This is a genomic window from Pectobacterium aroidearum (assembly GCF_015689195.1).
Classification (GTDB): domain Bacteria; phylum Pseudomonadota; class Gammaproteobacteria; order Enterobacterales; family Enterobacteriaceae; genus Pectobacterium; species Pectobacterium aroidearum.
The window spans coordinates 1,899,707-1,913,127 of record NZ_CP065044.1 but is presented as its reverse complement, the minus strand read 5'-3'; the positions used below and the strand labels follow the sequence as shown (position 1 = coordinate 1,913,127).

Here is a 13,421-nt window from a genome sequence, read left to right as displayed (position 1 = left end):
ATTGCTAATAACAATTATTATCATTCAATTAAATAAATTACAATAGTGACACTTTCTTTTCAGTTTTTTAACAAAATGAAGCTGTTATGGCGAAGACATACGGAGATACCTGAAAGCATCGGCCAGATGCCGTGCATTTTTGTGAACTTGATCACCATAAATCGCCATAAACCTCTGTAACCCGTCATATGATTAATAGCTTCCAGAAATAAGAGACGACGCGTCCTTTGAACGGCCTGCGGGATCGCTACCGTTGACAAGCTCACCGCTGATAAACAAGGAATTATTCTTGATAAACAAGGAACTATGCGTGATGAACAAGAGAAAACTGGCGTTCGCCGCCCTCGTTCTTATCCTGCTCGGTGCAGGCTATGGCTTTTATCACCACCAGCAACAGCAGGAAAAACCGTTAACGCTCTACGGTAATGTGGACATCCGCACCGTCAATCTGGCTTTCCGCGTCGGTGGCAGAGTGGCCGAGCTGAACGTTGATGAGGGCGATACGGTACAGGCCGGACAACCGCTGGCAATGCTTGATGCCGCGCCTTATCAGAATGCACAACATCAGGCGCAGGCCAACCTCGCCAGCGCTCAGGCACAGCTCCAGTTGGCGCAGGAAGGCTACCGGCAGGAAGAGATCGCGCAGGTGCGCTCTCAGGTGGTCCAGAGTCAGGCAGCCTATGATTACGCCAACAGTTTCTATCAGCGTCAGCAGGGGCTGTGGGATAAGCGCGCCATTTCAGCCAATATGCTGGACGACGCCAGAACCTCACGCAATCAGGCGCTTGCGGCTTTACAGGCAGCGAAAGATAAGCTGAGCCAGTTCGAACGCGGTAACCGGCCACAGGAAATTGCCGCCGCGCAGGCGGCCGTAGCCCAGGCCGAAGCCGGGCTGGCCCAGGCGGAATTGGATAAGCAGGATGCCGAATTGCTTGCCCCTTCTCCCGGCGTGATCCTCACCCGCGCCGCCGAAAAAGGCAGCATGCTGGCGGCGGGCAGTACCGTTTTTACCCTTTCCCTGACGCGACCGGTTTGGGTGCGCGCTTACGTGAGTGAGAAAGACCTCGGCCGCGTCGTGCCCGGTAGCCATATGCTGATTTACACCGATGGCCGCCCCAATCAGCCCTACCGTGGCAAAGTCGGTTTTGTCTCGCCAAGCGCCGAATTCACGCCGAAAAGCGTCGAAACCGAAGATCTCCGCACCGATTTAGTTTATCGCCTGCGCATTGTCGTTAACGATCCTGATGACGGTTTACGGCAAGGGATGCCGGTCACGCTACGCGTTGAAGATGCGCGCACGGAGGATGCCAACCGCGCGCACGAGCCCGTTCGTCATGACTAATTCTCCCGCGCAAATCGCGTTGGACGGGCTGGAAAAACGCTTTGCCGGACAGGAAAAACCCGCGCTCGCCAGCCTCACTGCCGAGATACGCAGCGGCGCTGTGACCGGGCTGGTTGGCCCAGACGGTGCGGGTAAAACCACCCTGCTGCGCATGCTGGCGGGACTATTAACACCCAGCCACGGTACGCTGCGCGTGGCAAATCTGGATCCCATCAAAGAAGATCGCCAGCTCCATGCCATTTTGGGCTACATGCCACAAAAGTTCGGCCTGTATGAAGATCTGACGGTAATGGAAAACCTGACGCTGTATGCCGACTTGCGCGGTATCACCGGCGAGGTACGCAAAGGCACCTTCGATCGCCTGCTGTCATTTACCGACCTGACCCGTTTTACCGACAGACTGGCAGGCAAACTCTCCGGCGGCATGAAACAGAAACTGGGGCTGGCCTGTACGCTGCTCGGGCAGCCTAAAGTACTGCTGTTGGATGAACCGGGCGTCGGCGTCGACCCCATTTCTCGCCGTGAACTGTGGCACATGGTGCACGAACTGGCTGACGACGGCATGTTGATTCTATGGAGCACGTCGTATCTCGATGAGGCAGAACAGTGTCGGGATGTGCTGCTACTGAACGAAGGCGAACTGCTGTATCGCGGCGCGCCGCGCGATCTGACCGCACGCATGGCGGGACGCTGCATTCTGATTGATACTGGCGATCGTCGACATCGGGATGTGTTGCAGGAAGCGCTGCGTTTGCCGCAGGTCAGCGATGGTGTGATTCAGGGACAGTACGTCAGGCTGATACTCAAACCCGATTCGGATCGGGCATTGTTGCTCTCCGCCCTGCATCTGGAAGCGGGTTGTCTGCACGACACCGATCCGCGCTTTGAGGATGCCTTTATCGATCTGCTGGGTGGCGGCCCAGCCAGCGAATCATCATTGGCGAGCATCATGCCGCAGATTGATGTCAGCGGCGGCGAAACGGTCATTGAAGCTCAGGCGCTGACGAAAAAATTTGGTGATTTCGCCGCAACCGATCACGTCAGTTTTCAGGTAAAGCGGGGAGAAATTTTCGGCCTGCTCGGCCCGAACGGAGCAGGTAAATCAACCACTTTCAAGATGATGTGCGGCCTGCTGGTGCCGACTGACGGCAAAGCGCTGGTGCTCGATATGGATCTGAAAACCAGTTCCGGCAAAGCCCGTCAGCATTTGGGATACATGGCACAAAAATTCTCGCTCTACGGCAACCTAACCGTCGAACAAAACCTGCGCTTTTTCTCCGGCGTTTATGGGCTCAAAGGCAAGGCGCAGCGCGATAAAATGTCCGGCATGAGCGACGCCTTCAACTTTCAGCCGATTTATCGCCAAACGCCGGACGCTCTGCCGCTAGGCTTTAAGCAGCGACTGGCGCTGGCCTGTGCGCTGATGCATGAACCCGATATTCTTTTCCTCGACGAACCGACCTCCGGCGTCGATCCGCTGACCCGACGCGAATTCTGGATACATATCAACGGCATGGTTAACCGCGGCGTCACGGTGATGGTTACCACACACTTTATGGACGAAGCGGAATATTGCGACCGCATCGGACTGGTGTATCGCGGTAAGCTGATCGCCAGCGGCACACCGGACGAACTGAAACAGCAGGCAGCCAGCGCAGAGACGCCATCACCAACGATGGAAGAAGCGTTTATCGCGCTAATTCAGGCATACGATGGGGAGGCGGAACATGGTTGAACAGAATAGCGTTGAGCCGGATACCACGAACCAGCACGGCAGCACGCATTTCTCCACGCGTCGCCTGCGGGCGCTGTGCCTGAAAGAAACCCGCCAAATCTTGCGTGACCCCAGCAGTGGGCTGATCGCCTTCGTGATTCCGCTGTTGCTGCTGTTTATCTTCGGCTACGGCATTAATCTGGACTCCAGTCGCCTGCACGTCGGTATCCTGATGGAACAGCAAAGTGAGGACGCGCGCGATCTGGCGAATACCTTTGCGGCATCACCATTTATTGAGCCGACCATCAGCAATAATCGTCAATTCCTGATTCAGCAGATGCAGGCAGGTAGCATTCGCGGCCTGATCGTCATCCCCACTGACTTTGCCAAACGGCTGGCACGGGTGGGCGATCGCGCCCCGATCCAGGTCATCACCGACGGCAGCGAACCCAACACGGCGAATTTTGTGCAGGGATACGCGGAAGGCATTTGGCTGTTGTGGCAACAACAGCGGGCGGAAGATAGTGGCGAGACGTTCGAGCAGCTTATCGAGGTGCAGTCGCGCTACTGGTTTAACCCGGCCGCCATCAGTCAACATTTCATCATCCCCGGCGCGATTACCATTATTATGACGGTGATTGGCGCCATCCTCACCTCGCTGGTCATCGCCCGCGAGTGGGAGCGCGGGACAATGGAAGCTCTGCTCTCGACGCAGGCCACCCGTACCGAACTGCTGCTGTCCAAACTCATCCCGTATTACTTTCTCGGGATGATCGCCATGACGCTGTGTATTCTGGTCTCAACGTTTATCATGCAGGTGCCCTATCGCGGCTCGCTGATTTTGCTATTTATTATCAGCAGTCTGTTCCTTGCCAGCACGCTGGGCATGGGTCTGCTCATCTCCACCCTCACCCGCAACCAGTTCAACGCCGCCATGGTGGCGCTGAATGCAGCATTTCTGCCTGCCATCATGCTGTCCGGCTTTATTTTTGAAATCGACAGCATGCCGGAATTCGTCCGCGGCGTGTCATACATCATCCCGGCGCGCTATTTCGTCAGCACACTGCAAACGCTGTTTCTCGCGGGGAATATCGGTACGGTGCTGATGACTAACCTGCTGTTTCTCATTCTCTCGGCGATTGTCTTTATTGGCCTGACGGCCTGGCAAACCCGGCGCAGGCTGGATTAGGGAGCGACTATGCTGCATCGTCTGTGGACGTTAATTATTAAGGAACTGCAATCGCTGCTGCGCGATCCGCAAACGCGATCCATTCTGGTGTTGCCCGTTATCCTTCAGGTTTCCCTGTTTCCTTTCGCCGCGACGCTCGACGTGACCAATGCGACCATTGCCATTTACAGCGAAGATAACGGCCCCCATGCGATTGAGTTGACGCAGCGCTTTGCCAAGGCGAAGTCCTTTTCTCATGTGTTGATGCTGCATAGCCCGCAGGACGTGGCACCGACGCTGGATAATCAGCGTGCGCTTCTCATTTTGCGCTTCCCGCCGCAGTTCTCGCGTGATATCGCCAGCGGAAATAGTACCTCGATCCAGCTGATTCTGGATGGCAGACGCTCTAACAGCGCGCAGATTGCCGCTAACGATGTACAGCACATCGTGCGCGATTATCAGTTGGCATTGCTGGCGGCCAGACCTGCTCAAAACGGCGCAAATCAGAGCGCTTCCAATCCAAACAACAGCGAGCTGGTGGTTCGTCACTGGTATAACCCGAATCTGGACTACAAATGGTTTGTGGTGCCGTCGCTGATTGCCATGATTGCCACCATCGGCGTACTGATTGTCACAGCACTCTCCGTGGCACGCGAGCGGGAACAAGGCACGCTGGAACAACTGCTGGTTTCACCGCTGTCCACCAGCCAGATCTTCATTGGCAAAGCCGTACCTGCGCTGATCGTCGCCACGTTTCAAGCCACGATCGTGCTACTGGCGGGCATCCTGATTTTCCATATCCCCTTCGCCGGATCGCTACTGCTGTTTTACACCACGATGCTGATCTACGGCCTATCACTGGTGGGCTTTGGCCTGCTGATATCCTCGCTCTGTGCCACACAGCAGCAGGCGTTCATCGGCGTGTTCGTCTTCCTGATGCCCGCGATTCTGCTTTCTGGCTATGTGTCACCGGTTGAAAATATGCCGATCTGGTTGCAGCACATCACCTGGATTAACCCGATCCGCCACTTCACCGATATAACGAAGCAGATTTACCTCAAGGACGCGGATTTCAGCATTATCTGGGGCAGCCTGTGGCCGTTGTTCATCATCACACTCACCACCGGATCGGCGGCGTATGCCATTTTCCGACGGAATATCGCGTAGAAGTAAGAGGGAATACTCGGTAGGGTAATATCTGGCGCGAGGGACAACCGCGCCAGATAGGTAAGCAAGAATTAACGACGGTTACCGAAAATGCGCAGCAGCATCAGGAACAGGTTGATAAAGTCGAGATACAGCGTCAACGCGCCCACAATGGAGTATTTGCGGAAGCTGTCTTTGTCATCAACGGACAACTGCTCGCCGATGTTTTTCAGCTTCTGGGTGTCATACGCCGTCAGACCGACAAACACCACCACGCCGATATAGGTGACGGCCCACATCAGCGCTTCACTCTTCAGCCACAGGTTCACCAGCGAAGCCAGTACAATCCCGATCAGCGCCATGAACAGCATGCTGCCGAAGCCGCTCAAATCACGCTTCGTGGTGTAGCCGTACAGGCTCATCGCGCCGAACATCCCCGCCGTAATGACAAAGGTGCTGGCGATGGATTCACCGGAGTACATGATGAAAATGCTGGAGAGCGTCAGCCCCGTCAGCGCGGAATAAAGCATAAACAGCGACGTAGCGACCGCACCGCTCAGGCGCTGTACCATACCGGAAATCACAAAGACCAGTCCCAACTGAGCAATGATCAGTCCGAAGAAGGTGATCTGGCTGGAGAATACAAAATTCAGTACGGCAGGCGTATTCGCCGCGTACCAGGACACGAACGCCGTCAGCAGCAGGCCGCAGGTCATCCAGCCATAAACCTGTGCCATATAGGCCTGGAGACCCGACTGCGAGCGCTCAACGATTGAACCCGAGCGTGGATATCTGTCCATGATGTTACCTTTGCATAAAAGTTATCTGATTAACGCGGCGCGAACCGCCTGTTTGGGGGAACGAGACGGAAACGCCCTCCCCGCCATCCTTTTATCCTAACACAGAAATGAACTACCAGCGCTGCGCAGCCTGTTTATCACTGTCGCGTGATTCCACCCAGCGCTCGCCTTCCGGCGTCGCTTCGCGCTTCCAGAACGGCGCGCGGGTTTTCAGGTAATCCATAATAAATTGGGCGGCATCAAACGCCGCGCTGCGGTGGGCGGCACTGACACCAACGAACACAATTTCATCGCCCGGATAGAGTGCGCCCACCCGATGAATAACACTCACTCGTGGCAGTTCCCAGCGCTCGCGGGCCAGATCGACAATCTCCGCCAGCGCCTTTTCCGTCATACCGGGGTAGTGTTCCAGCGTCAACGCGCTGACGTCTTTCGCCAGATTGTGATTACGCACCTTACCCGTGAACGTCACCACCGCGCCGTCTTCATCACACTGCGCCAGCCACTGGTATTCATCCCCTACGTTGAAGTTCTCTTCACCGACCCGAATACGCGTTTCTGTCACGATCAGCCCCCTGTTACCGGAGGGAAAAACGCCACTTCATCACCGTCCTGTAGTGGGTGAGTCAGCTCAACCAGCGACTGATTGACCGCAGCCAGCAGCTTGCCCGATTCCAGCGCCAGCGCCCAGCGCGCGCCACGCTGGCACAACGCCTGTCGCACGTCCTCTACGGTGGCATACTCAGCAGGCAGAGACAGGCTATCTGTCTCGATCAGCTCACGAACTTGTGCAAAAAACAGCACCTTAATCATGCGCCCTCCGCCGTAAAATCGCCGGATTTACCGCCGCTTTTCGCCAGCAGACGCACCGGACCAATGACCATATCTTTCTGCACAGCCTTGCACATGTCATAGATAGTCAGCGCGGCGACAGAGGCTGCCGTCAGCGCCTCCATCTCTACGCCGGTTTTACCCGTCAGGCGACAAACAGATTCAATGCGTACCCGATTGTGTTCCGGCTGCGCTTCCAGCTCGACAGCCACCTTGCTCAGCAGCAGCGGGTGACAAAGCGGAATCAGTTCCCAGGTACGTTTCGCGGCCTGAATGCCGGCGATGCGCGCGGTAGCGAACACATCACCTTTGTGATGGCTGCCGGCAATGATCATTGCCAGCGTCTGCGGCGCCATTTCAACGAAAGCTTCCGCGCGGGCTTCGCGCACAGTTTCCGCTTTGGCGGAAACATCCACCATTGCGGCTTCGCCAGCGGCGTTAATGTGGGTCAACTGTGGCGTAGATGATGACGCCATGGATTTAGAGGATGACATAGTGAATAACGCTTACCGTTAAGAGGTTTTTTTCAAGTGTGGGTAGAAATTGCACGGTTTCTGGCGCGCATCCAGCTGTTCCTGAATGATGCGTTCCCATGCGGTGCGACAGGCACGAGTCGAACCTGGCATCGCGAAAATCACCGTCTGATTAGCCAGACCGGCAAGCGCACGCGATTGCAGCGTCGCCGTACCGATATCTTCATACGACACCATACGGAACAGTTCACCGAAACCTTCAATTTCCCGATCGAACAAGACGCCAATAGCTTCCGGCACCACATCCCCTGCAGTAAAGCCCGTTCCGCCATTAATCAGAATGCCCTGCACCTTATCGCTGGCAATCCACGCCGAGATCTGTGCCCGAATCTGGTACAGGTTCTCTTTCACAATGGCGCTATCGACGATGCGATGTCCTGCGGACTGCGCCGCTTCGCGCAGATAGTCACCGGAGGTGTCATCTTCCACCGTCCGGCGCTCGGAAACGGTCAGAACCGCAAGGTTGAGAGAAACAAATTCGCTGCTGACTTTGCTCATGCCAGACTCCTTTAAAAATCAGTGATGTCACGGATTAACCGCCGATAAATGACAGGTTTTGCGTGATGCCGCTATTCCCTTCATGCAGGAAGTGGGTCTGTTTCTTCGCCGACAGCCCGCCCGAGATACGCATCTTCAAATCTTCGAGATGGCGATCGTCGGCCAGTAAATCACGCAGTGGAATACCCTGTTCGCCAAAGAGACACAGATGCAGGTTACCAATAGCAGACACACGAAGACGGTTGCAGCTCAGGCAGAAATCTTTCTCATACGGCATAATCAGCCCGATTTCCCCCTGATAGTCTGGGTGGCAGAAGACTTGTGCTGGCCCGTCGCTGCGGGCACGTTGCTGCTGCTGCCAGCCCTGCTGCAACAATTGCTGGCGGATCACCTCGCCAGAAACGTGGTGGCGGCGAAACAGATCGCCTCCTTCCCCGGTTTCCATCAGTTCAATAAAGCGTAGTTGAATCGGGCGGTGTTTAATCCAGTCGAGAAAGGTTTGCAGGCTGCCCGCATTGACATCACGCATTAGCACCGTGTTGACTTTGACCTTGGCAAAGCCGCAGTCAAATGCGGCGTCGATGCCGTCCATCACCTGCCGGAATTTATCCTGCCCGGTAATCGCATGAAACTGACGAGCATCCAGACTGTCCACGCTCACATTCAGCGCCGTTAGCCCTGCCTCTCGCCATTGAGCAACGTCGCGTGCCAAACGGTAGCCGTTAGTGGTCACTGCCAGCGTGCGAATCGCGGGGTTTTCACGGATGGCGGCGATAATATCGACAAAGTCACGGCGCAGAGACGGTTCACCGCCAGTGAGGCGGACTTTTTCCGTCCCCAGTTCGGCAAAAGCGCGGCTGACGCGACGAATCTCATCGAGTGACAAAAAACGATGCGGATTGGTGCCATTGGCCTGATAACCATCCGGCAGACAGTAGGTACAACGAAAATTGCAGACGTCTGTGATAGACAGACGCAAATAGTAAAACTTGCGCGCAAACGCATCAGTCAGTTGACTCACCATAAACACCTTTCCAAATACGGGAGATGCAGGCATTTCTACCTCGCACCCTGGTGACCGCGAAGGTCACGGCCAGGGCACCGTATAACGCGCACTACGCGCATCACTTAGGCACCAAGGCTAGGAGTTTGATTCCTATCAATTATCCGTTAGACAACGACGGAACAGCCGATAAAGAATCGTGATTTCATTGAGCAGTCTACTGCGAAAACGCGTAGTCAACCACTCTCAAAATCGGTATATAAATAAATATATAGCGAATTTTCAATATCTTATGGTGCACAGCATACGGAAAAATATGCGATAGAAATTGTCTCAGGTCATGCCTGCGTGAGGATTTTTCGCGTTTTACGCTGAAATCAGCTACCTTAGCGACGATTGTCACACACACGTCATATTCCTCTGGCTCATTCATAAGGTTTTCTATGCGCAATCGCACGTTGGCCGACCTCGACAGGGTTGTCGCACTAGGAGGCGGGCACGGCTTAGGTCGTGTGATGTCTTCGCTCTCTTCCCTGGGTTCACGGCTAACTGGCATTGTGACGACGACAGATAACGGCGGTTCTACTGGCCGCATCCGTCGTTCCGAAGGCGGTATTGCCTGGGGCGATACCCGCAACTGCCTGAATCAACTGATCACTACGCCCAGCGTGGCGTCTACGATGTTTGAGTACCGGTTTAACGGTAACGGTGAACTTGCCGGACACAATCTGGGAAATCTGATGCTGAAAGCGCTCGATCACCTAAGCGTGCGGCCGCTGGAAGCCATCAATCTGATTCGCAACCTGCTCAAAGTCGATGCCTTTTTAATTCCGATGTCCGAGCATCCGGTCGATTTGATGGCGATTGATGAACAGGGCAACCCCGTTTATGGCGAAGTCGAGATCGATCAACTGGCAACTTTACCGCAAGATTTGATGCTGTACCCGACGGTGCAGGCCACGCGCGAAGCGATTGACGCCATCGCCAAAGCCGACCTGATTTTAATTGGCCCCGGCAGTTTTCTGACCAGCCTGATGCCGCTGCTGCTGCTGGACGATTTGACACAGGCGCTCCGCCGCACGCCCGCCCCCATGGTCTACATCGGCAATCTGGGCAGCGAGCAGAGCAACCCCGCCGCCCGCCTGACGCTGGCGGAGAAATTGGACTGGATTGAGCACAAAGTGGGTAAATCAGTGGTGGATGTGGCGATCGTCGGTCCGAAAGTCGATATCAGTCAGATCGGCGATCGCCTGATCGTGCAACAAGAGCTGGCCGCAGCAGATGTTCCTCACCATCATGACCGTGAGCTACTGCGTCAGGCTATCGATCGTGCGCTACAGCTACTAGGCTCTCAATCCCGCAGCCACGGCGTATAAGTCACGCCAATCAAGATGCCTTCGGGACTCAGAAAACGCGTGACCTGCTGTCCCCAGGGTTCAAGACGGTTTTCTACCAACAGCGCATAGCCTTGTGTTTTTAGCGTACGGGTCGCTTCCGTCATGTCCGCCACTTCAAATTCCAGCCAGCTTTGCGGTTCAGGCAGATCCGCAGGCCAGCTTCCCTGCCCGAAGCAGGATTCGCTGGCCTGTGACAATGGCCACAGGGCGAAGTGTTTCACGCCATCTATTGTATCGCTCACCAGATAATCGCTCCCTTCCGCGACAGGCTTTAGCGGCAACTTCAGCGTATCGACATAGAGCGCATGGCTGTCAGACAGCGATTTCACGATCGGCCCGAAACCTGCCACAAACAGCACCTCAACACCCGGTATAATAGGGTCCATCATTGATCCTCAGTGAGTGCTTGCATCGTTAGGATGCAGCGATAAATTGTGCGCGCAGTGCCTGTAACTCATCGCGCAAGGCGGCAGCTTCTTCGAACTCAAGATTCTGCGCATGCGTCAGCATTTTGCTTTCCAGCTCGCGGATTTTCAGCTCCAGCGCTTTCGGCGTCATAAGCTCATAACGTGCAGCCGGTTCTGCCGCTTTACGGTTGCCTCGCCCTTTGCCTCTGTTTGTGGGTTGACCCAATTGCAGAATATCGGAAATTTTCTTATTGAGCCCCTGCGGCACAATCCCGTGTTCGGTGTTGTACGCCTCCTGCTTCTCACGACGGCGTTCCGTTTCGCCAATCGCCTTCGCCATGGATGGCGTAATCTTGTCGCCGTACAGAATCGCCTTACCGCGCAGGTTACGCGCTGCACGACCAATCGTCTGAATCAGAGAACGCTCGGAGCGCAGGAAACCCTCTTTATCCGCATCCAGAATCGCCACCAGCGACACTTCTGGCATATCCAGCCCTTCACGCAACAGGTTGATACCCACCAGCACGTCAAACTCACCAAGGCGTAAATCGCGGATAATTTCAACACGTTCGACGGTATCAATATCCGAGTGCAGATAACGTACGCGCTCACCGTGTTCTTCCAGATATTCCGTTAGGTCTTCCGCCATTCGTTTGGTCAACGTAGTGACCAGCACACGTTCGTTAACCGCCGCACGCTGGCGAATCTCGGAAAGCAGGTCGTCCACTTGCGTAGCCACAGGCCGCACTTCAATGAGCGGATCGAGCAGCCCAGTAGGACGCACCACCTGATCGATCACTTCACCGCCCGATTTTTCCAGCTCATAGTTACCCGGCGTCGCGGAGACATAGATCGTCTGCGGCGCCAGCGCTTCGAATTCTTCAAATTTCATCGGGCGGTTATCCAGCGCCGAAGGTAGCCGGAAGCCATATTCGACCAGCGTCTCTTTACGCGCACGGTCACCGCGATACATACCACCGATCTGGGGCACGGTAACGTGGGATTCGTCAATGACTAGCAGTCCGTCTGCCGGTAAATAGTCAAACAGCGTCGGCGGCGGCTCGCCGGGACCTCGCCCGGAAAGATAGCGTGAGTAGTTTTCGATCCCGGAGCAATAGCCCAGCTCGTTCATCATCTCCAGATCAAACTGCGTGCGCTGGCTCAACCGCTGCTCTTCCACCAGCTTATCATTCGCCAGCAGTACCTTTCTGCGATCGGCCAGCTCCACCTTGATGTCTTCCATTGCCTGCAAAATACGTTCACGCGGCGTGACGTAGTGCGTTTTGGGATAGATAGTATAGCGCGGCACCGTCTGGAGGACATGACCCGTCAGCGGGTCAAACAGCGACAATCGTTCCACTTCTTCATCAAACAGTTCAACACGCAGCGCGATTTCGTCAGATTCCGCAGGGAAAATATCAATCACCTCACCGCGCACGCGGAAGGTACCGCGCTGAAACGCCTGATCGTTGCGGGAATACTGCAACTCAGCCAAACGCCGCAAAATAGCACGCTGGTCAATCAGCATCCCCTGCGTCAGGTGCAGCATCATTTTCAGATATAAATCGGGATCGCCCAGACCATAGATAGCGGACACTGAAGCCACGACGATCACATCACGCCGTTCCAACAGCGCTTTTGTCGCGGAAAGACGCATCTGTTCGATATGTTCGTTAACCGATGCATCTTTTTCAATGAAGGTGTCCGAACTCGGAACATAGGCTTCCGGCTGATAATAGTCGTAGTACGAAACGAAGTATTCGACGGCATTATCAGGAAAGAATTCTTTCATTTCGCCGTACAGCTGAGCCGCCAGCGTTTTATTTGGTGCCAGCATCATTGTCGGCCGATTGAGATCGGCAATCACGTTGGCGATCGTGAACGTCTTACCTGAACCGGTTACCCCGAGCAGCGTTTGATGCGCTAACCCGTCTTCCAGGCCCTCTTTTAAACGACGAATGGCCTCAGGCTGATCGCCTGCCGGTTTAAAGTCGGAATTCAGTGTAAATACTTTACTCATCGTTAAGCACGCTACTTATCGTTATTACGCATCGCTCAAGGCGACGTTCATGGGTGGATGCTCGGAGGCAGGTAAAAGACACAGACTGACGATTTCAGGCACGGCTGCGGGTCGTCATCGGCATCCTTTGTCGCACCGTGATCACACGACAGCGACCACACTGATACGTGTGACATACGAGCTTTATTCTGAATGCCAATTGCGAAATTCGCCACCGCAATGATACTGGATATAAAAACAGCATCAAGAAAATTATCGCTGGATTGGATGATTAATCAACAAATGAATTTGCTAGCACATTCATCTTCAATCTACCAGATAAAATCATCATGATTTATCCCCAGATTTGGTAAAAATGTAACATGCAGGGACACCTGATGACGTTAATTTATGCAACTACACACCGTTGCTGCTTAAGACGCTTGATTTTACTTAAGCATATGATAATAAATAAATTAGCAAAACCGTGGAGAATAGCGTCAACCTGGCGACAACCCGCGCCAGCTCTCGGTTAGGACGCGTTGTCTATCCATAATACACATAGTTATCCACAGAAATGGTG

At 54.6% G+C, this 13,421-nt stretch carries 13 protein-coding genes and 1 riboswitch; of the genes, 5 read left to right on the top strand and 8 right to left on the bottom strand.

All coding sequences use genetic code 11. The features are described 5' to 3' along the window. Positions 1-313 precede the first annotated feature (313 nt). The 4 genes from hlyD to I2D83_RS08585 are packed head-to-tail and all read left to right on the top strand — an operon-like array spanning position 314 to position 5,391. Positions 314-1,342, top strand: coding sequence for a secretion protein HlyD (gene hlyD, locus I2D83_RS08600; RefSeq protein WP_205947927.1), 1,029 nt, complete (start codon positions 314-316; stop codon positions 1,340-1,342). Continuing rightward, entirely contained in the window at positions 1,335-3,077 is a 1,743-nt protein-coding gene (locus I2D83_RS08595; protein ID WP_205947926.1) for an ATP-binding cassette domain-containing protein, read from the top strand. The genes hlyD and I2D83_RS08595 overlap by 8 nt, the downstream gene beginning before the upstream one ends. Next, positions 3,070-4,245 carry an ABC transporter permease gene (locus I2D83_RS08590; protein WP_205947925.1) on the top strand — a complete coding sequence of 392 codons (1,176 nt, stop codon included), beginning with the start codon at positions 3,070-3,072 and terminating at the stop codon, positions 4,243-4,245. The genes I2D83_RS08595 and I2D83_RS08590 overlap by 8 nt, the downstream gene beginning before the upstream one ends. 9 nt (positions 4,246-4,254) lie before the next feature. Further along, positions 4,255-5,391, top strand: coding sequence for an ABC transporter permease (locus I2D83_RS08585; RefSeq protein ID WP_181829575.1), 1,137 nt, complete (start codon positions 4,255-4,257; stop codon positions 5,389-5,391). A gap of 71 nt (positions 5,392-5,462) precedes the next feature. Here the strand turns inward: I2D83_RS08585 and I2D83_RS08580 are convergent, their stop codons facing one another. The 6 genes from I2D83_RS08580 to moaA all read right to left on the bottom strand — a co-directional run bounded on the left by I2D83_RS08580 (position 5,463) and on the right by moaA (position 9,056). Beyond that, entirely contained in the window at positions 5,463-6,170 is a 708-nt protein-coding gene (locus I2D83_RS08580) for a Bax inhibitor-1/YccA family protein (protein ID WP_010280929.1), read from the bottom strand. Between the two features lie 112 nt (positions 6,171-6,282). After that, positions 6,283-6,735, bottom strand: coding sequence for a molybdopterin synthase catalytic subunit MoaE (gene moaE / locus I2D83_RS08575; protein ID WP_015839784.1), 453 nt, complete (start codon positions 6,733-6,735; stop codon positions 6,283-6,285). A gap of 2 nt (positions 6,736-6,737) precedes the next feature. Beyond that, entirely contained in the window at positions 6,738-6,983 is a 246-nt protein-coding gene (moaD, locus tag I2D83_RS08570; RefSeq protein ID WP_010297663.1) for a molybdopterin synthase sulfur carrier subunit, read from the bottom strand. Continuing rightward, positions 6,980-7,495 carry a cyclic pyranopterin monophosphate synthase MoaC gene (moaC, locus tag I2D83_RS08565; RefSeq protein ID WP_015839783.1) on the bottom strand — a complete coding sequence of 172 codons (516 nt, stop codon included), beginning with the start codon at positions 7,493-7,495 and terminating at the stop codon, positions 6,980-6,982. The genes moaD and moaC overlap by 4 nt, the downstream gene beginning before the upstream one ends. 18 nt (positions 7,496-7,513) lie before the next feature. Continuing rightward, positions 7,514-8,032: a molybdenum cofactor biosynthesis protein B gene (moaB, locus tag I2D83_RS08560; protein WP_205947924.1), complete on the bottom strand. Its 519-nt coding sequence runs from the start codon at positions 8,030-8,032 to the stop codon at positions 7,514-7,516. Positions 8,033-8,066: 34 nt separating this feature from the next. After that, positions 8,067-9,056 carry a GTP 3',8-cyclase MoaA gene (moaA, locus tag I2D83_RS08555; protein ID WP_071820992.1) on the bottom strand — a complete coding sequence of 330 codons (990 nt, stop codon included), beginning with the start codon at positions 9,054-9,056 and terminating at the stop codon, positions 8,067-8,069. After that, positions 9,044-9,192, bottom strand: a riboswitch (molybdenum cofactor riboswitch). (Overlaps the previous gene by 13 nt.) Positions 9,193-9,478: 286 nt before the next feature. Between moaA and yvcK the strand changes: the two genes are divergently transcribed. Continuing rightward, the gene (gene yvcK, locus I2D83_RS08550; protein ID WP_181847610.1) at positions 9,479-10,411 is read left to right on the top strand and encodes a uridine diphosphate-N-acetylglucosamine-binding protein YvcK; all 933 of its coding nucleotides are present in this window, start codon (positions 9,479-9,481) and stop codon (positions 10,409-10,411) included. Here the strand turns inward: yvcK and I2D83_RS08545 are convergent. Continuing rightward, the gene (locus I2D83_RS08545) at positions 10,387-10,818 is read right to left on the bottom strand and encodes a VOC family protein (protein ID WP_205948162.1); all 432 of its coding nucleotides are present in this window, start codon (positions 10,816-10,818) and stop codon (positions 10,387-10,389) included. The two genes, yvcK and I2D83_RS08545, sit on opposite strands and share 25 nt — an antisense overlap. A 28-nt stretch (positions 10,819-10,846) precedes the next feature. Continuing rightward, positions 10,847-12,859 carry an excinuclease ABC subunit UvrB gene (gene uvrB / locus I2D83_RS08540; RefSeq protein ID WP_015839778.1) on the bottom strand — a complete coding sequence of 671 codons (2,013 nt, stop codon included), beginning with the start codon at positions 12,857-12,859 and terminating at the stop codon, positions 10,847-10,849. Positions 12,860-13,421: the final 562 nt, after the last annotated feature.